Below are 18807 nucleotides of genomic sequence, written 5' to 3' on the forward strand. Positions count from 1 at the left end.
GCCCGTCAGCCCTGGCGCATGCCGGCGTCGGATTCGGCGAGCTTGCGCAGGATGGGCGCCACCAGCATCAGCAGGTCGAACTCCAGCTCGGACAGCGTGTCGCGCATGGTCTGGTGAAGCCAGGCGTCGCGCTCGGCGCGGTCGGCTTCCAGCAGCGCCAGCCCGTCATCGGTGATCTCCACGAGCTGGCGGCGGCGGTCGTTCTCATCGGGCCGCCGGCTCACCAGCCTGCGGGACTCCAGCTCGTTGAGCGAGTCGGTCAGCGACTGCACCCGGACGTGCATCCGCACGCCGAGTTCGGCGGGCGTGGTCACTCCGGTGCGGCTGATCTCACCGAGCAGCTGCATCTGGCTCAACGTGAGTCCGTTGTCCGGACGATGCCGCCGCAGCTGCCGCGCCACCGCCATCAGCGACTCGCGCAATTCGGTCGCCGCGGTGAATGCCCGGTCGGGCCGCCTGGTCATTCCCAAGTCAAAACTTGGTAACTACAGTTCGTCACTCAGCATCACTCCTCGTTGAGATCTTGGCATGGCAAGAGCATACTTGGCATCGATGACGGTGAAAGCGGTTTGGCGGCAAATACCCGGTTGGGCGGTCCTTCTTGCGCTGACCGTCGCGGTCACCGTCCCGCTGACGCTGGTCGGAGTGCCGTCCGCTGCGCTGTTCGCCGCGCTGGTCGTCGGTATCGCGGTGGCGCTGACCTCCCGCGGCCCCGAGCGCGTCCCGCGCAAGCTGGGCATCGCGGCCCAAGGGGTGCTCGGCGTCTACATCGGCACCATGGTCCAGCAGGACGCGCTGAGCACACTCAAGGACGACTGGGCGATCGTGCTGGCCGTCGCGGCCGGCACGCTGGCGCTCAGCGTGATCGCCGGCGCGCTGCTGGGGCTGCGCCGCGACGTGACCCCGTTGACCGGATCACTGGCCCTGGTCGCCGGCGGGGCATCCGGGCTGGTCGCCATCGCCCGTGAACTCGGCGGCGACGACCGCGTGGTTGCCGTGGTGCAGTACCTGCGGGTGGCGCTGGTGACCGCGTCGATGCCGGTGGTCGTCACGCTGATCTATCACGCTGACCGTTCCCATAACGCGGTCGACGCCACCCGTAGCCCTTCGGCGCCTTGGTATCTGAGCGTGGCGATGATGATCGCCCTGGTGCTGGTCGGTGGGACCGGCGGCCGACTGATCCGGTTGCCAGGCGCCGGGCTGCTCGGGCCACTGGCGTTGACGGTCGCGCTGGAAGTCAGCGGGTTGTCGTTCGGGCTGTCGGTGCCGGTGTTGCTGGTGCAGGCCGGTTACATGCTGATCGGTTGGCAGGCCGGGCTGGCGTTCACCCGGGACTCGCTGCGCTCGGTCGGCCGGCTTCTGCCCGTGGCGGTGGGGCTGATCGTGTTCATCGGCGTGGCGACGGCGGGGCTGGGCATCGTGCTTGCTCACGTCGCGGGCCTGACCCCGCTGGAGGGGTACCTGGCGACCAGTCCCGGCGGGGTGTACGCGGTGCTCGCCACCGCGGTGGAGACCGGCTCCAACGTGACGTTCGTGATCGCCGCGCAGGTGGTCCGGATCCTGCTGATGCTGTTCGCCGCGCCGGTCATGGCGCGCGCGGTCTTGTGGATGAGTCGGCGGCTGAGCACGCCCGATCAGAGCCGGGAGATCACCGCCGACAACAGGGAGCCCATCCGCGTCGCCGACTGACGGCCCGCCTCCAGCACCTCGGCATGGCTCAGCGGCTGGCCCGTCATCCCGGCCGCGAGATTGGTGACCAGCGAGACCCCCAGCACCTCGGCGCCGGCCGCCCGCGCGGCGATCGTCTCGTGCACCGTCGACATGCCGACCAGGTCGGCGCCCAGCGTGCGCAACATCCGGATCTCCGCGGGGGTCTCGTAGTGCGGGCCGGGCAACCCGGCATAGACGCCGTCGGGCAACCCGGGCTCGATGTCGCGGGCCAGCGCGCGCAACCGCGGCGAGTACGCGTCGACCAGATCCACGAACTGGGCGCCTACCAGCGGTGAGCGCGCCGTCAGATTGAGGTGGTCGCTGATCAGCACGGGCTGACCCACCGAGAAGTCCTCGCGCAGCCCGCCGGCGGCGTTGGTCAGCACCACGGTGCGCACCCCGGCCGCGCAGGCGGTGCGCACCGGATGGACGACGTGACGCAGGTCGTGGCCCTCATAGGTGTGGATGCGGCCGAGCAGCATCAGCACCCGGTGCGTGCCGACCCGCAGCGACAACACCTGGCCGCCGTGGCCCTGCGCGCTGGGCGGTGTGAAGCCGGGCAGCTCGGCCATCGGGACGACCGCGCCGGGATCGCCGAGTTGCGCGGCGGCCGGCGCCCATCCCGAGCCCAACACGACGGCGACGTCGAAGGCGTCGACACCGGTGCGGGTGCGCAGCGCATCGGCGGCCCGCGTGGCCTCTGCTGACGGGTCTTCCACAGGCGGCAGCTTAATTGGGGTGTTCGTGCAGTGAGATACTTGCCTGCATGCCCACCGCCGCCGCGTCGACCTGCGTCGAAGACGCAGTGCACCGCCGCCGCGTCGACCTGGTCGAGCTGTCGCACGCCATCCACGCCGAACCCGAGCTGGCGTTCGAGGAGCACCGTAGCTGCGCCAAGACCCAGGCCCTGGTCGCCGAGCGCGGGTTCGAGATCTCCGCCGGCGTCGCCGGCCTGGACACCGCCTTCCGCGCCGTCTTCGGCAGCGGGCCGCTGGTCGTCGGTGTCTGCGCCGAGTACGACGCGCTGCCCGACATCGGGCACGCCTGTGGGCACAACATCATCGCGGCGTCAGCGGTGGGCACCGCGCTGGCGCTGGCCGAGGTCGCCGATGCGCTCGGTCTGACGGTGGTGCTGCTCGGCACCCCGGCCGAGGAACTGGGCGGCGGGAAGGCTCTGATGCTCGACGCGGGGGTGTTCGACGACATCGTCGCGACGGTGATGCTGCACCCCGGGCCCGTCGACATCGCGGCCGCCCGGTCGCTGGCGCTGTCGGAGATGACGATCGGCTACGCCGGTCGCGAGTCTCACGCCGCGGTCGCCCCGTATCTCGGGCTCAACGCCGGCGACGCGGTGACCGTGGCGCAGGTGGCGATCGGACTGCTGCGGCAGCAGCTGGCGCCCGGCCAGATGGTGCACGGCATCGTCACCGACGGCGGGCAGGCTTCCAACGTCATCCCCGGACACACCGAGATGCGCTACACGATGCGGGCGACCAACTCGGAATCGTTGCGCGCGTTGGAATCCCGGATGGCCGGGTGCTTCGCGGCGGGCGCGGTGGCCACCGGGTGCGAGCACATCGTCACCGACACGGCGCCGGCCTACGCCGAACTGGCCCCCGATCCGTGGCTTGCCGAGACGTTCCGCGCCGAGATGACCCGGGTCGGTCGCACCCCGCTGCCGACCGAGCTGGAGGCGTCGGTGCCGCTGGGCAGTACCGACATGGGCAACGTCACGCAGGTGATGCCCGGGATTCATCCGGTCGTCGGCATCGACGCCGGCGGCGCGTCGATCCACCAGCCGGAGTTCGCCGCGGCGGCGGTCAACGCCAGCGCCGACACCGCGGTGATCGAGGGGTCGATCATGTTGGCGCGCACCGTGGTTGCGCTGGCCGAGTCGAACACCGAACGGGGCCGGGTGCTCGAGCTGTGGGAGAGGCGCGCGTCATGAGCGTGTTGAAGCACGCCGCCGCGCGGTGGCTCAGCGAGCATTACGACGACCTCGTCGGCTGGCGCAGGCACCTGCACCGGCACCCCGAGCTGGGGCGCCAGGAGTTCGCGACGACGCAGTTCGTCGCGTCGTTGCTGGCCGACGCCGGCCTCAACCCGAAGGTGCTGCCCGGGGGGACCGGCCTGACGTGTGACTTCGGGCCCGACGACGCGCCGCGGGTGGCGCTGCGCGCCGACATGGACGCGCTGCCGATGGCCGAACGCACCGGCCTGCCGTTCTCGTCGGAGGTGCCCAACGTCGCTCACGCGTGCGGCCACGACGGGCACACCGCCGTGCTGCTGGGCGCGGGGTTGGCCATGGCCTCGGAGGCCGAGCTGCCGATCGGGGTGCGGCTGATCTTCCAGGCCGCCGAGGAGTTGATGCCCGGAGGTGCGATCGACGCGATCGCCGCCGGCGCGCTGACCGGGGTGTCCCGGATCTTCGCGCTGCACTGCGATCCGCATCTGCCCGTCGGACGGGTCGCGGTGAAGGCAGGGCCGATCACCTCGGCCGCCGACCACGTCGAGGTGACCCTGCACTCGCCGGGCGGGCACACCTCGCGCCCGCACCTGACCGGCGACCTGGTCTACGGTCTCGGCACGCTGATCACCGGGGTGCCGGGTGTGCTGTCGCGGCGCATCGATCCGCGCCACAGCACGGTGATGGTGTGGGGTGCGGTGCACGCCGGGATGGCCGCCAACGCGATCCCGCAGACCGGCACGCTGACCGGCACCATCCGCACCGCGAGCCGGGAAACCTGGCTGACGCTGGAAGACATTGTGCACGAATCGATCTCGTCGCTACTCACGCCGCTGGGCATCGAGCACGTGGTGCAGTACCGCCGCGGGGTGCCGCCGGTGGTCAACGAGGAGATCTCCACGCGCATCATGACCCACGCGATCGAGGCGATCGGCCCCGACGTGCTCGCCGACACCCTGCAATCCGGCGGCGGCGAGGACTTCTCCTGGTACCTGGAGGAGGTGCCCGGCGCGATGGCTCGGCTGGGGGTGTGGAGCGGACAGGGGCCACAGCTGGATCTGCATCAGCCGACGTTCGACCTCGACGAGCGCGCCCTCGGAGTCGGGGTGCGGCTGATGGTCAACCTGGTCGAGCGCAGCGCCGCCGCCCCCTAGTCCCTTATTCCGCGCGAGCGTGCGTGTCTGCGGGCGCCATGCCGGGGAAATTCCAAAGTTTGCGCACGCTCGCGGGCCGGGTCAGTCCGTCGGCACGCACACGTCGAGGAACTTCTTCGTCAGGTCCAGCAGCACCTGCTGGAGCTCGGCGTCGGCGAGGTCGGCGATCGTCGGGTCGGTGACGCAGCCGTGTACCCCGGCGCTGAGCATCGAGATCGCCACCCGCGTCGCGTTGTTGGGGTCTGGACCGAGCAGCACCGAGGCGAGCCGCTCGCCGATGCGGCGGAAGTCGTCGTAATCCTCGAGCAATCGATGCACCGTCGGGTCGCCGTAGAACACGCTCGAGATGCGACGGTGCCGGATGATCAACTCCACCAGGCCGGCCATCGACACGCTGCGCCGCGCCGCCGCCGAGGGCAAGGTCTCGGCGATCCGCAGCAAGTGTTCGATGTCGTCGTACACCGGTTTGACGACCGCCAGCGCTATCTCGTCTTTGGAGTGGAACTGGTAGTAGACCGCGGCCTTGGTCACGCCGAGGCGGTCGGCGATCATCTGCAGGGACGTGCCGCTCACCCCGTGGTCGGCGAAAAGCGCCAGTGCCGCGTCGAGTACCCGCTCGCGTGCGAAGCCGCGGGTCGCCACCGGTTTGGCCATCGTCCCCCTTCCGCCGCACGGACGAACCGGGCCGAACTGTATCCCACGTCACAGTGCGGACCGATTCCGTGCCATGCCACTAGTTAGCCGATCGGCTTGTGCCCAGTTAGCCGATTGGTTAGTGTAGCTCGGTAGTTCGCTAACTTCCTGTCGAGGGCGGCTGTGCCGTAACGACTTTCGAGTAACTCTCTGGAGGAGTCGCCGGTGGACGGATGCCGATGAGCCGCTTGCGCGAAGAGAGTCAGCACAAGCCACACTTCTACGGCGTCGCCCGGTTCATCCGCCGATCCTCGATCCCGATCATCCTGATCTGGGTGGCGCTGGCCGCCTTCCTCAACATCTCGGTGCCGCAGCTCGAAGAGGTCGGCAAGCTCCGGTCGGTGTCGATGAGTCCCGACGATGCCCCCGCGGTCATCTCGATGGAACACATCGGCGAGGTGTTCGAGGAGTACGAGTCCAACAGCTCGGTGATGATCGTGCTGGAGGGGGAGCAGCCCCTCGGCGACGACACCCGCGCGTACTACAGCGACCTGATCAGCGGGCTGGAAGCCGACACCACCCACGTCGAGCACGTCCAGGACCTTTGGAGCGACCCGCTGACCGCGGCCGGCGCCCAGAGCGCTGACGGCAAGTCCACCTACTTTCAGGTCTATCTCGCCGGCAACCAGGGCGAGGCGCTGGCCAACGAGTCGGTGCGCGCGGTCCAGGACCTGGTGTACGACAGTCAGCCCCCCGACGGAGTGCGGGCCTACGTCACTGGCGCGTCGGCGCTGGCCGCCGAGCAGGAGGAGGCCGGCCACAGCAGCATGCGGATGGTCGAGGCGCTGACCTTCCTGGTCATCACGATCATGCTGGTGCTGTTCTTCCGCTCCATCGTCACCACGCTGCTGATCCTGGTGATGGTCGGGCTGAGCCTGATGACGGTGCGGGGGGTGGTGGCGTTCCTCGGGTTCCACGACATCATCGGGCTTTCGACGTTCGCGACCAGCCTGCTGGTGACGCTGGCCATCGCGATCGCGGTGGACTACGCGATCTTCTTGGTCGGCCGCTATCAGGAGGCCAAGTCTTCGGGGGCGACCGCCGAAGAGGCCTACTACACGATGTTCGGCGGCACCGCGCATGTGATCGTCGGCTCCGGTCTGACCATCGCCGGCGCGACGTTCTGCCTGAGCTTCACCCGGCTGCCGTACTTCCAGAGCCTCGGGGTGCCGCTGGCGCTGGGCATGCTGGTGCTGATCGCGGTGGCGATGACGTTCGGGCCGGCGGTGGTGACGATCGCGAGCAAGTTCGGGCTGCTGGAACCCAAACGCGCCATGCGGGTTCGCGGCTGGCGCAAGATCGGCGCCGTCACCGTGCGGTGGCCCGGCGCGATCCTGGTGGCCAGCGTCGCGGTGTCGCTGATCGGGCTGCTGGCCTTGCCCGGCTACCAAACCAGTTACAACGACCGCAATTACCTGCCCGCCGACATTCAATCCAACGTCGGGTACGCCGCGGCCGAACGGCACTTCTCGCCCGCGCGGCTCAACCCCGAGATGCTGATGGTCGAGACCGATCGCGATCTCCGTAATTCGGCCGATTTCATCGTGATCGAGAAAATCGCCAAGGCGCTGTTCGCCGTCGAGGGCATCGGACGGGTGCAGACCATCACCCGCCCGGACGGCACACCGATCAAGAGCACCTCGATCCCGTACGCCATGAGCCGGCAGGGCACTACCCAGCAGCTCAACGAGAAGTACATGCTTGACCGCATGGACGACATGCTCGTCCAGGCGGAGTCGCTGCAGACCACCATCAACACGATGGAGAAGATGCAGAGCCTGATGGGTCAGATGGCGGAGATCACGCAGAGCATGGTCGCCAAGACCAAGACCATGGCGGCCGACATCACCGAATTGCGGGACCACATCGCCGATCTGGACGACTTCATCCGGCCCATCCGCAACTACTTCTACTGGGAACCGCACTGCTACAACATCCCGGTGTGTCACTCGATGCGCTCGCTGTTCGACCTGATCGACGGCACGAATCTGCTGACCGACAATGTCCAGGACCTGGTCCCGGACCTGGAGCGGATGGCCGCGATCATGCCCGAGATGGTCGCGCTGATGCCGCAGCAGATCGCGACGATGAAGTCGCAGCGGGAGATGATGCTGACGCAGTATCAGACCCAGAACAGCCAGCTGGAAGCTGGTGCCGAAATGCAGGCCGACGCCGGCGCGATGGGCGACGCGTTCAACGACGCCTGGAACGCCGACTCGTTCTATCTTCCGCCGGAGGCCTTCGAGAACGCCGACTTCCAAAGCGGCATCGAGCAATTCATTTCACCGAACGGCCACGCGGTGCGGTTCATCATCGCCCACGAGGGTGATCCGCTCTCGCCGGCGGGCATCGGAAAGATCGACGCGCTCAAGACGGCTGCCAAGGAGGCGATCAAGGGCACGCCGCTGGAGGGGTCGAAGATATATCTCGGCGGCACCGCGGCCACCTTCAAGGACATGGCCGACGGCACCCGCTACGACCTGCTGATCGCCGGAATCGCCGCCATCGGACTGATTTTCATCATCATGCTGATCCTGACTCGCGCGATCATCGCCGCCGCGGTGATCGTCGGCACGGTGGTGCTGTCGCTCGGCGCATCGTTCGGGCTGTCGGTTCTGGTGTGGCAGCACATCATCGGCATCGAATTGCACTGGATGGTGCTGCCGATGGCGGTGATCATCCTGCTGGCGGTGGGGGCGGACTACAACCTGCTGGTGGTGGCCCGGCTCAAGGAGGAGATCCACGCGGGCCTGCAGACCGGTCTGATCCGCACGATGGGCGGCAGTGGCTCGGTGGTCACCGCGGCCGGCATGGTCTTCGCGCTGACGATGATGACGATGGCGGTCAGCGATCTGACGATCATCGGCCAGGTGGGCACCACGATCGGCATGGGCCTGATTTTCGACACGTTGGTGATCCGGTCGTTCATGACGCCGTCGATCGCGGCGCTGCTGGGCCGGTGGTTCTGGTGGCCGCAGCGGATCCGCTACCGCCCGGTTCCGGCCCCGTGGCCCGCACCGCGACCGCGCGTCGCCGACACCACCGGCGGGTAGTTCTGCGGCCGCGATTCAGGCGGTCATCAGGTGACCCGTGCCGCCGACGTACACGATCCCGGTCGGCCGTGCGGCGGTCGCCGCGTCGGCGATGGCCGGCACCATGACGATGTCTTGGGTGATTTCGGCGGAGACCACGGTGAAACCGATTCCCGCGTGCGCGAACTCGTAGCGCAGTGCGTACAGCGCGGTTTCGCCGGCCCGCTGGCTCGCGGCGACGCCTGCGTAGCCCTTCGGCACCGCCTTGTTTGGGTAGAAGTGCGCCTGATGGCTGGTGACGAACACGATCCGGGCGCCGGCAGGCATCAACGGCATCGCCAGCGTGGCGAGGCGGCGCTGGGCATCGCCTTTGGCCCGCATGGCGTGGCTCGGTCCGGCGCCCATCTCCAGGTCGCCGGAGGCGTTGAGGATGAGGACGTCGAGTCGGCCGAAGCGTGCGCGGATGGTGTCGATCATCGCCGCGACGGCGAATTCGTCGTAGATGTCGGCGGCGATCGTCGATGCATCCCCGCCCGCGTCGCGGACGGCCTGCGCCACGGACTCGGCACGCTCGGCGTTTCCGCGATGCTGGACGAGGACGTGGGTGTTCGGGGCGGCGACCCGCTGGGCGACTGCGGCGCCGACGCCGCGCGACGCGCCGGTGATGAGGACGATCCGCTCAGGTGATTGCAGCATGCGGGTTCCTTCCCTTGCGACGAACGCTTGCGGGCCACCTTACACCCTTTTTAAGAAAACTAAGAGAAAAATAAGGTCACAGTAAGGCGATGAATCGATTGCCGACAGGCGGCTTCACCCCGCTAGGAGAACCATGCGTGACAAATTCTGGCGCGCCGGGACGAAGGTAGGAGCTGCCGTGACAGCGAATGTGTATTCATGACGGTCAAACTGAACGACAGGGCATACAGGCATGCGCAGGAGTTGATAGAGGCGGGCAGTTGTGTGATCGACGACCGCGATGCATGGAGCGAGCATCAGCCGTCGGCCCGGCAGGAGAACGAGTTCATCGAAAAGTGCGGGATCGCGGAGTACTCCAAATGGTATCTGGGGATCGACGACCTGCAGGACGAGAACCGCAAGGGCCGTTACAAGTTTCCGTACGGCGACTTCCACGACGTTCATCGCTGCGGGCTTCTGGCGGCCGAGTCCCGAGCAGGGCAACGCAACTACTACGACATCGAGACTGCGGTCGCTCACCTTCACGGCATGCTGGAAATGCTCAGGTCGATGGGCAAGCCTCGCGCCCATGAAAGCTGAGAAGAGGGACCTGGCAATGTCAATGTGAGCTGGCCCCACTGTGACGTTCAGTTGTGGCCCCACTTCGGGGGATCGACGAGCGCTGAGGCACAGCGACGTCGCATTCGCTGCGGACTTAGTGACGCGATGTTTCGCCCGGGCCCCGCACCCGCGTTGTACGCGTGCGATTTCGAGTCCGGGTAGGGCCCCATCGCGGTCACCAACGGGCGAGTATGTGACTGGGCGCCGTCAACAGCGATGGGTTTCAGGCTGAGTTGTCGCCCGGACAGCGGTGACGCGCGGAACCTGCGCACGCGCGGAGCGCCGGCGACGGTGGACTTTCGCCGATGCCGTCGACCTGGCATCCGTGGCGTGGACGACACCAGTGCGTTTGCCACGTGGTTGACAACGCCCGGAGACTCCCGGCCAGCCGTCAACAGTCACGGAGTTTGCGATCCGACGCTCACCAGGACGACGGGTGGGCGGCCCCGAGGATTTCGCGGGTGACGCGGCGGAACCGGGGCCCGGACGAGGCCTGGGCACCGACACGTGGGTTCGGTCGACGCGCGGTTCAGGGAAAGGACGCCTACGCGCCGGGGCCGACGTTGCCCGCGGGGCGCGTGCGCAGATCGTGCACGTATTCAGCTGGCGCCCCGGCGATCTCGGCCGCATCGGCCATCACGCCGAGATACCGCGCCGACGGGATACCACCCTCCCAGGCGTCGAGCACATACAGCCACGCCAGCACCGGATCGGTGTCGGTGTCTGAGGAGGTGCGTTCCACCCGGCACCGGATCTTCTTGTGGAAGCCCAGTTCGGAGCCCTCCCAACGGTCGAGGTTCTCCTCGTCCTCCTTGGTCACGTCGTAGAGCACGACGAATACCTTCGAGTTCGGGTCCTCGACGATCGTGGCCAGCGCGCCCTCCCAGGCGATGTCCGCGCCGCCGAACGTCAGCCGCCATCCGTGCAACCAGCCCGTCCCGGCCATCGGGGAGTGCGGAGCCCGCTCCAGCATCTGTTCGGGATGCATATTCGATCCGTAGGCGGCGTAGATCGGCACGCGAGAAGCTTAGACGCCCGGCCGCCATCGGGCGGAGCATGTGTCTGAACGCCTCGGCCACCTCCGTGCCCTAGGTTGAGAACGTGGTAACGCGCATCGTGATCATCGGCGGAGGACCAGCGGGATACGAGGCGGCTCTGGTCGCGGCCGCGCGGGGACGCGACGTCACTCAGGTGACCGTGGTCGACCAGGACGGTCTGGGCGGGGCGTGCGTGCTGTATGACTGTGTGCCGTCGAAGACGTTCATCGCATCGAGCGGTGTGCGCACCGAGCTGCGACGCGCCCAGGGCCTGGGCTACGACATCGGCATCGACGACGCCCGGATTTCGCTCCCGCAGATCAACAACCGCGTCAAGACCCTGGCCGCGTCGCAGTCAGCCGACATCGGCAGCCAACTGCTCAACCAGGGCGTCACGATCATCGGCGGCCGCGGAGAGCTCGTCGACGACATCGCCGGCATGGCGCACCACCGGGTGAAGGTCACCACCAACGACGGCAAGGTCGGCGTACTCAAAGCCGACGTCGTGCTGCTCGCCACCGGCGCGAGCCCGCGGGTGCTGCCCAACGCAATCCCCGACGGCGAGCGGATCCTGACATGGCGCCAGGTGTACGACCTGACCGAGCTGCCGGAGCACCTGATCATCGTCGGCTCCGGGGTGACCGGCGCGGAGTTCTGCAACGCCTACACCGAGCTCGGCGTGACGGTGACGGTGGTGGCCAGCCGTGACCAGATCCTGCCCCACGAGGACTCCGACGCCGCGGCCGCGTTGGAGGAGGTGTTCAACGAGCGCGGCGTGACGCTGGTCAAGAACGCCCGCGCCGACTCGGTGACCCGCACCGACACCGGCGTCAGGGTCGCCATAGCCGACGGACGCGTCGTCGAGGGCAGCCACGCACTGATGACCGTCGGCTCGGTGCCCAACACCTCCGGGCTGGGCCTGGAACGAGTCGGCGTCGATCTCAAACCCGGCGGCTACATCCCCGTCGACCGGGTGTCGCGGACCCCGGCCGCCGGAATCTACGCCGCGGGCGACTGCACCGGGCTGCTGCCACTGGCCTCGGTGGCCGCGATGCAGGGCCGCATCGCGATGTACCACGCGCTCGGTGAGGGCGTGTCGCCCATCCGGCTGCGCACGGTGGCCTCGGCGACGTTCACCCGGCCGGAGATCGCCGCGGTCGGCATCCCGCAGTCGGCGATCGACGACGGCAGTGTGCCCGCCCGCACCTTGATGCTGCCGCTGAGCACCAACGCCCGAGCGAAGATGTCGCTGCTGCGGCACGGCTTCGTCAAGATCTTCTGCCGGCCCGCCACCGGGGTGGTGATCGGCGGCGTGGTGGTCGCTCCGATCGCCTCGGAGCTGATCCTGCCGATCGCGCTGGCCGTGCAGAACCGCATCTCGGTGACCGATCTGGCGCAGACGCTGTCGGTGTATCCGTCGCTGTCGGGGTCGATCGTGGAAGCCGCGCGCCGGCTGATGGCCCACGACGATCTGGACTGAGCACGCGGCTCGTTCCTCGCCGCTTGATCGTCGTCCGGCTAGCCTGGGAGGCGACAACCCGTACTGACGAGTAACGAGGAGCCGGTTTACGTGGGTGACCCGATCCCCGCTCCGGGCAACAGCCAGACCTTCCTGAGCCCTGATCAGCGGGTCCGTGCCTGGGAACGGCTCGGCAGCGAACAGTTCGACGTGATCGTCATCGGCGGCGGCATCGTCGGCGCCGGAGCGGCACTGGACGCGGCGACCCGCGGCCTGAAGGTCGCGCTGGTGGAGGCCCGCGATTTCGCTTCGGGCACCTCCAGTCGCAGCAGCAAGATGTTCCACGGCGGGCTGCGCTACCTCGAACAGCTCGAGTTCGGCCTGGTGCGCGAAGCCCTGCACGAACGCGAACTGTCGCTGACAACGCTGGCGCCGCATCTGGTGAAGCCGTTGCCGTTCCTGTTCCCGTTGACCAACCGGTGGTGGGAGCGGCCCTACGTCGCCGCCGGTATCTTCCTCTATGACCAGCTCGGTGGCGCGAAATCCGTTCCCGCGCAGAAGCATCTGACCCGCTCGGGTGCGCTGCGACTGTCGCCGGGACTCAAGCGCAGCTCGCTGGTCGGTGGAATCCGCTATTACGACACCGTCGTCGACGATGCCCGCCACACGATGACGGTGGCGCGCACGGCCGCGCACTACGGCGCGGTGGTGCGGACGTCGACGCAGGTGGTCGCGCTGCTGCGGGAGGGTGACCGGGTCACCGGCGTGCGGGTGCGCGATTCCGAGGACGGTTCGGTCACCGAGGTGCGCGGGCACGTCGTGGTCAACGCCACCGGGGTATGGACCGACGAGATCCAGGCACTGTCCAAGCAGCGCGGCAGGTTTCGGGTGCGCGCATCCAAGGGCGTGCACATCGTGGTGCCCCGCGATCGCATCGTCAGCGAGGTCGCGATCATCCTGCGCACCGAGAAGTCGGTGCTGTTCGTGATCCCGTGGGGCACGCACTGGATCATCGGCACCACCGACACCGACTGGAACCTCGACCTCGCCCACCCGGCAGCGACCAAGGCCGACATCGACTACATCCTCGGACAGGTGAACAAGGTGCTGGCCACACCGCTGACCCACGACGACATCGACGGGGTGTACGCCGGACTGCGGCCACTGCTGGCCGGCGAGAGCGAGGAGACCTCCAAGCTGTCGCGCGAGCACGCCGTCGCGGTGCCCGCCCCCGGTCTGGTCGCGATCGCCGGCGGCAAGTACACCACCTACCGGGTGATGGCGGAGGACGCGATCGACGCGGCCGCCGAGTTCATCCCGACCAGGGTGGCGCCGTCGATCACCGAGAAGGTGCCGCTGCTGGGCGCCGACGGGTACTTCGCGATGATCAACCAAACCCAAAGTGTCGGTGCGCATTACGGTCTGCATCCGTATCGCGTTCGGCACCTGCTGGACCGGTACGGGTCGCTGATCGGCGAGGTGCTCTCGCTGGCCGACCACCGGCCGGAGTTGCTCGAGCCGATCACCGAGGCGCCGGTGTATCTGAAGGTGGAAGCCGCTTACGCTGCGGCCGCGGAGGGAGCGCTGCACCTCGAGGACATCCTCGCGCGCCGGATGCGGATCTCGATCGAGTACCCGCACCGGGGCGTGGACTCCGCCCGCGAGGTCGCCGAAATCGTTGCGCCCGTGCTGGGTTGGAGTGCCGATGACGTCGACCGGGAGGTCGACACCTACCTGGCGCGGGTGGAGGCCGAGGTGCTCTCGCAGACGCAGCCCGACGACGAGTCCGCCGACGCGTTGCGCGCCGCTGCCCCGGAGGCGCGCGCTGAGATCCTCGAGCCGGTGCCGCTCAATTGAGGCGCCCCCGCCCCGCACCGCTTCCGGTGCGCGACGGGCTCGGACCGGCGCGGGTGCGGCTGCGCGGCGGTGCGGTGCTGGTGGAGTTCGCCGACCGGTTCGGTCAGGCAGCGGCGCAGAAGGTGCTCGACGGCGAGGTGTTCACCGCTGACGGCACTACCGTGACGGCAGCCACTGTGCTGCAACCCAATTCGGTGGTCTACCTGTACCGTGACCTACCCGACGAGGTACCGGTGCCGTTCGACATGCCTATCCTGCACCGGGACGACAACCTCGTCGTCGTCGACAAACCGCACTTCCTCGCGACCATGCCGCGCGGCGGGCATGTCGCGCAAACCGCGCTGGTCCGGCTGCGCCGCGAACTCGACGAGCCCGAACTCAGCCCCGCGCACCGGCTGGACCGGCTGACCGCCGGGGTGCTGGTCTTCACCACCCATCGCGCGGTCCGCGGCGCCTATCAGACGATGTTCGCGCGCGGCGAGGCGGCCAAGACGTACCTCGCGCGGTCGTCGGCGCCCACGCAGCGGGAGTTTCCGGTGACGGTTCGCAGCCGGATCGTCAAGCAGCGCAGCCGATTACAGGCATTGGAGGAGCCGGGAGAGCCGAACGCCGAGACTCTGGTGCAGAGCTGCGGTGACGGTCACTACCGGCTGACCCCGCGCACGGGGCGCACCCACCAGTTGCGCGTCCACATGAACTCACTCGGACTGCCGATCGATGGCGACCCGCTGTACCCCTCGGTGATCGACGTGGCGGCCGGGGACTTCTCGACCCCGCTGAAGCTCCTGGCGCATACGTTGACGTTCGCCGACCCGGTGACGGGCGTCCAACAGCGGTTCACCAGCGGGCGGACGATCTGAATGTGCGCTCAGATCGCGACTCCCCTCGAAGATCGCTCTATCGCGATCTGAGCGCACACGAACACCGTCGGCAGCGTTCCCGCTCCCGTGTCACGTGCGTCGCCCGGCGCCTTAGCGACGCACAGTGGAAAAATGTACTTCATCTGTCAACAGTTCGCTGAGCGATTAGACATCATCGTCAATCTTGGCGCTGACTAGGCATTGTGCTTGGCGACCCCTGTTGACGGGCCTTTGCGCACCTGGTGACACTGTCGGCTACGTCGGCGCGCGGAGCGGCGGGATACCAGAACCGGCCAGATGCTGTGCAGATATACGAGATCCGTTCTGATTCGCGCCCAGATGGCAAATCACGGTGCCGACCCGGTCGGTGCGGCCGCGGGAGCGGATCGGGCGGGTTCGGCCGCGGGGTGGGCGGCCCGACTGTCACAATCAGCCTGTCTGCGGTGACGGGCACCGGAGACGACAAGGAGTGCAGTTGCGCAAGAGCTGGCTGGTCACGTCCGCGTCGCTGTTTCTCGGGGCGTCGGTCCCGGTGCTGATCCCCGCTCCGGCCTACGGGGCGGTGTGTGGTTCCGTCGGCGGAGTCCACGTCGACATCACCGGTTGCGCCGATCCGTTCTCTGAGCTCAACGAGGCCCTGGCGCCGCCACCCCCGCCGCCGCCCCCGCCACCGCCGCCGCCGGGCGCGCCCCCGCCGCCGCCCCCGCCACCGCCGGTGTACGTCCCTGCGCCCAACGTCAGCGTCTGCGCCGACGTCGGCCGGCGCATCAGCGTGGGTGGATGCATCTAGTGGACCGCGCTTCCTTCGACCGGCTGTTCGACATGACAGACCGGACCGTGATCGTCACCGGCGGCACCCGCGGAATCGGCTTGGCGCTGGCCGAGGGCTATGTGCTGGCGGGCGCGCGGGTGGTGGTGGCCAGCCGCAAGGCCGACGCCTGCGAGCAGGCCGCGCAACACCTGCGTGGCTTGGGCGGCACCGCGATCGGGATCCCTGCCCACCTGGGCGAGGTCGACGACCTCGGGACGCTCGTGGAGCGCACCGTGTCCGAGTTCGGCGGAGTCGACGTGCTGGTCAACAATGCCGCCAACCCGCTCGCGCAACCGTTCGGACACATGACCGTCGACGCGTTGACCAAGTCGTTCGAGGTCAACCTGCGCGGGCCGGTGCTGCTCGTGCAGGAGGCGTTGCCGCACCTGAAGGCCAGTGAGCATGCCGCGGTGCTCAACATGGTGTCGGTGGGCGCGTTCATCTTCGCGCCGATGCTGTCGATCTACGCGTCGATGAAGGCCGCGATGATGTCGTTCACCCGGTCCATGGCCGCGGAGTTCGTACATCACGGCATCCGGGTCAACGCGCTGGCTCCCGGACCGGTGGACACCGACATGATGCGCAAGAACCCGCAGGAGGCCATCGACGGGATGGTTGGCGGCACGCTGATGGGTCGCTTGGCGACCGCCGACGAAATGGTCGGCGCGGCACTGCTTCTGACCTCCGACGCCGGCAGCTACATCACCGGTCAGGTGATCATCGCCGACGGCGGAGGCACCCCACGCTGACCCTCCGCCGAAATCGCATTCCACGCGGCCCTCGGGCCCGTTTTCCCGCACCGGGCGCAATCTCGGCGGCATCGTGGCCATACGCAATGTCGTAGGTGTATGGTCACTGGCATGACGCTCGACCGGACGTTGACCGAACGCGGACTGGCGCTGGTCAACGCAAAGACGACGGACATGGCCGACGCGGTGCTGCGGGTGCCGCTGCACTACTACCGCGATCCGAAGATCACCGAGATCGAAGAGTCGGCGATCCTGCGGCGCACCCCGCTGGCCATCGTGCCGGGCAGTCAGATTCCGAACAGACACGACTACGTGGTGCGGTCGGTGCTCGGCGACTCGCTGCTGGTCACCCGCGACGCCGACGGCGTGGCGCACGTGTTCCTGAACTACTGCCGCCACCGCGGCGCGATGCCGGCCTGCGGCAGCGGGAACTCCCGTCGCTTCGTATGCCCTTATCACGCCTGGAATTACGACTCGGCGGGCAAGTTGGTGCGTATCCCGGGCAAAGCCGGGTTCGCCGAGGTGGACCCGGAGGGTTACGGGTTGGTCGAACTACCCAACGAGGAGCGGTTCGGGTTTGTGTGGGCGGTGCTGACCGCCGGCGCCGACATCGACCTGGACACCCATCTGGGCGGCTTCGCCGCAGAACTCGAGCAGTGGAACTACCGCACGTACGGGTACCACGACGACCGCGAGTTCGAGTCCGAGACCAGCTGGAAGGGTGCCCTGGAGGCCTTCGCCGAGGGGTACCACTTCCCCTATGTGCACGGGCAGAGCGTGATCGGGCTCAACACGGTGGCCAACACCCACGTCTATGACGAGTGGGGGCGCCATCACCGGATCGGCTTCCCGTTCAACAACATCGCCGAGCTGAACGACAACCCCTCGCAGGACTGGGATCCCGTGCTCCGGATGGGTGTCATCTACTGGATCTACCCGAACCTGATCCTGGCCAACAGCCCGGTCGGGGTGGAGATCATCGACATCCTGCCCGCCGGCGAGCCGACCCGTTGCACGGTCCGGCACAGCTGGATGGCCCGGTATCCCGCCGCCGACGACGCGCAGCGCGCGTTCTACGACGAGATCTACAACCAGGTGCACGCCGCCGTCCGCGACGAAGACTTCGTGATGCTGCCCCAGTGTGGGGAAGGGGTGCGGCACGGTCAGCACGATCACATGCTGATCGGCCGCAACGAGATCGGCGTCCAGCACATGATCCGAGTGTTCGCCGGCGAGCTCGGCGTCGCCCTCGCCTGACCCCGGCTCCTGTCCGCCGGGTTTCCGCCGAAATCGCATTCCACGCGGCCTCAGGGCGAAATTGGCCACGTGGAATGCGATTTCGGCAGGGCCGGGCTGCCGGGCTGCCGGGCTGCCGGGTTGAGCCCCCTTGGCGGACGAGGTCAGGACTTGCGGAGAATCGTGGCGGCCATCTCGCGCATCTCGCCGCTGGTCGAGGCCAGGATCTGGCTGCGGTTCTCCAGATGCAGCGCGGCCTCCAGGCTGGACGCCTCGAGATTGGCCCACAGCACCTGCTTGGTCGATTCGACGCCGAACTTTCCGTATCCGCAGAGTGTTTCGGCAATCGACAGCGCCTCGTCCAGTGCCGGGTCGGCCACCCGTGAGGCCAGACCGAGCCGCAGCGCTTCGTCGGCGTCGACCGCACGCGCGGTCAGGATCATGTCGAAGGCAGGGCCGGCGCCGACGATGCGGGGCAGCGTGTAGCTCACGCCGATGTCGCACCCCCCGAGTCCTAGCTTGATGAACTGCGTGCAGAACCGCGCCGACGGCGACGCCACCCGAATGTCACAGGCCGCGGCGATCCCGAGTCCGCCGCCGTAAGCGACTCCATTGACCGCCGCGATCACCGGTTGCCGCAGCCGATGGATCTTCGCCGTCAGGTCGGCGATGCGTTCCTGCCACCGCATGCCCGAGCGGGGGAATTCGGTGCCGCCGCCGGTCTGCTCGGGGTTGGGCGCGGTGAGGTCCAGTCCGGCGCAGAACCCGCGTCCGGCGCCGGTGAGGACCACCACGCGGCACGTGTTGTCGGCGGCGAGGCCGTCGAGCACGGCGTGCAGGCCCTCGACCAGCTCATGGGACAGCGCGTTGAGCTTGTCCGGCCGGTTCAGGGTGACCACGGAGATTTCGGGCCTGGGGTGGGTGACTTCGACGACGGACGACATGCC

At 68.1% G+C, this 18807-nt stretch carries 17 protein-coding genes; 11 read left to right on the forward strand and 6 right to left on the reverse strand.

Annotated features, from left to right (window positions below):
• Positions 1 to 5: 5 nt before the first annotated feature.
• Positions 6 to 464, reverse strand: coding sequence for a MarR family winged helix-turn-helix transcriptional regulator (locus tag ACTWP6_RS10760; protein ID WP_260757582.1), 459 nt, complete (start codon positions 462 to 464; stop codon positions 6 to 8).
• A gap of 88 nt (positions 465 to 552) precedes the next feature.
• Between ACTWP6_RS10760 and ACTWP6_RS10765 the strand changes: the two genes are divergently transcribed.
• Positions 553 to 1689: an AbrB family transcriptional regulator gene (locus tag ACTWP6_RS10765; protein ID WP_260757584.1), complete on the forward strand. Its 1137-nt coding sequence runs from the start codon at positions 553 to 555 to the stop codon at positions 1687 to 1689.
• Here ACTWP6_RS10765 and ACTWP6_RS10770 read toward each other — a convergent pair.
• Positions 1635 to 2438: a purine-nucleoside phosphorylase gene (locus tag ACTWP6_RS10770; RefSeq protein ID WP_396885411.1), complete on the reverse strand. Its 804-nt coding sequence runs from the start codon at positions 2436 to 2438 to the stop codon at positions 1635 to 1637. The two genes, ACTWP6_RS10765 and ACTWP6_RS10770, sit on opposite strands and share 55 nt — an antisense overlap.
• A 38-nt stretch (positions 2439 to 2476) precedes the next feature.
• Between ACTWP6_RS10770 and ACTWP6_RS10775 the strand changes: the two genes are divergently transcribed.
• Both ACTWP6_RS10775 and ACTWP6_RS10780 read left to right on the forward strand, forming a co-directional pair.
• Positions 2477 to 3658 carry a M20 family metallopeptidase gene (locus ACTWP6_RS10775; protein ID WP_260757588.1) on the forward strand — a complete coding sequence of 394 codons (1182 nt, stop codon included), beginning with the start codon at positions 2477 to 2479 and terminating at the stop codon, positions 3656 to 3658.
• Entirely contained in the window at positions 3655 to 4830 is a 1176-nt protein-coding gene (locus tag ACTWP6_RS10780; protein WP_260757590.1) for a M20 family metallopeptidase, read from the forward strand. The genes ACTWP6_RS10775 and ACTWP6_RS10780 overlap by 4 nt, the downstream gene beginning before the upstream one ends.
• An 81-nt stretch (positions 4831 to 4911) precedes the next feature.
• Here ACTWP6_RS10780 and ACTWP6_RS10785 read toward each other — a convergent pair whose 3' ends face one another.
• Positions 4912 to 5484: a TetR/AcrR family transcriptional regulator gene (locus ACTWP6_RS10785; protein WP_260757592.1), complete on the reverse strand. Its 573-nt coding sequence runs from the start codon at positions 5482 to 5484 to the stop codon at positions 4912 to 4914.
• Positions 5485 to 5702: 218 nt separating this feature from the next.
• Here ACTWP6_RS10785 and ACTWP6_RS10790 point away from each other — a divergent pair, with 218 nt between their 5' ends.
• The gene (locus ACTWP6_RS10790) at positions 5703 to 8576 is read left to right on the forward strand and encodes an MMPL/RND family transporter (protein ID WP_443187629.1); all 2874 of its coding nucleotides are present in this window, start codon (positions 5703 to 5705) and stop codon (positions 8574 to 8576) included.
• A gap of 15 nt (positions 8577 to 8591) precedes the next feature.
• Here ACTWP6_RS10790 and ACTWP6_RS10795 read toward each other — a convergent pair whose 3' ends face one another.
• The gene (locus tag ACTWP6_RS10795) at positions 8592 to 9251 is read right to left on the reverse strand and encodes an SDR family oxidoreductase (RefSeq protein WP_260757594.1); all 660 of its coding nucleotides are present in this window, start codon (positions 9249 to 9251) and stop codon (positions 8592 to 8594) included.
• Positions 9252 to 9449: 198 nt separating this feature from the next.
• Between ACTWP6_RS10795 and ACTWP6_RS10800 the strand changes: the two genes are divergently transcribed.
• A complete protein-coding gene (locus tag ACTWP6_RS10800; RefSeq protein ID WP_260757598.1) occupies positions 9450 to 9830 on the forward strand; it encodes a hypothetical protein in 381 nt (126 codons plus the stop codon).
• Positions 9831 to 10395: 565 nt separating this feature from the next.
• On the opposite strand, the gene ACTWP6_RS10805 is transcribed toward ACTWP6_RS10800, so the two are convergent.
• Positions 10396 to 10869 (reverse strand): gamma-glutamylcyclotransferase, encoded by a 474-nt coding sequence (locus ACTWP6_RS10805; RefSeq protein WP_260757599.1) that lies wholly within the window; start codon positions 10867 to 10869, stop codon positions 10396 to 10398.
• Positions 10870 to 10952: 83 nt separating this feature from the next.
• On the opposite strand from ACTWP6_RS10805, the gene ACTWP6_RS10810 reads away from it, so the two are divergent.
• The 6 genes from ACTWP6_RS10810 to ACTWP6_RS10835 all read left to right on the forward strand — a co-directional run bounded on the left by ACTWP6_RS10810 (position 10953) and on the right by ACTWP6_RS10835 (position 17881).
• Positions 10953 to 12368, forward strand: a complete 1416-nt coding sequence (locus ACTWP6_RS10810) for an NAD(P)H-quinone dehydrogenase (protein ID WP_260757600.1) — start codon at positions 10953 to 10955, stop codon at positions 12366 to 12368.
• A 90-nt stretch (positions 12369 to 12458) separates the two neighbouring features.
• A complete protein-coding gene (glpD, locus tag ACTWP6_RS10815) occupies positions 12459 to 14204 on the forward strand; it encodes a glycerol-3-phosphate dehydrogenase (protein WP_443187630.1) in 1746 nt (581 codons plus the stop codon).
• On the forward strand, positions 14201 to 15064 hold the full coding sequence (locus ACTWP6_RS10820; RefSeq protein ID WP_443187631.1) for a pseudouridine synthase: 864 nt from the start codon (positions 14201 to 14203) through the stop codon (positions 15062 to 15064). The genes glpD and ACTWP6_RS10820 overlap by 4 nt, the downstream gene beginning before the upstream one ends.
• Positions 15065 to 15539: 475 nt before the next feature.
• Positions 15540 to 15854, forward strand: coding sequence for an RNA-binding protein (locus tag ACTWP6_RS10825; RefSeq protein WP_443187632.1), 315 nt, complete (start codon positions 15540 to 15542; stop codon positions 15852 to 15854).
• Complete coding sequence (locus ACTWP6_RS10830) at positions 15854 to 16624, forward strand: SDR family NAD(P)-dependent oxidoreductase (RefSeq protein ID WP_443187674.1); 771 nt, start codon at positions 15854 to 15856, stop codon at positions 16622 to 16624. The genes ACTWP6_RS10825 and ACTWP6_RS10830 overlap by 1 nt, the downstream gene beginning before the upstream one ends.
• Positions 16625 to 16735: 111 nt before the next feature.
• Positions 16736 to 17881: an aromatic ring-hydroxylating oxygenase subunit alpha gene (locus tag ACTWP6_RS10835; RefSeq protein WP_443187633.1), complete on the forward strand. Its 1146-nt coding sequence runs from the start codon at positions 16736 to 16738 to the stop codon at positions 17879 to 17881.
• A 143-nt stretch (positions 17882 to 18024) separates the two neighbouring features.
• Here ACTWP6_RS10835 and ACTWP6_RS10840 read toward each other — a convergent pair whose 3' ends face one another.
• On the reverse strand, positions 18025 to 18804 hold the full coding sequence (locus tag ACTWP6_RS10840; RefSeq protein ID WP_443187634.1) for an enoyl-CoA hydratase/isomerase family protein: 780 nt from the start codon (positions 18802 to 18804) through the stop codon (positions 18025 to 18027).
• Between the last annotated feature and the right edge of the window lie 3 nt (positions 18805 to 18807).

Origin of the sequence: Mycobacterium sp. 4D054, from assembly GCF_052245755.1 — a bacterium.
Lineage (GTDB): Bacteria > Actinomycetota > Actinomycetes > Mycobacteriales > Mycobacteriaceae > Mycobacterium.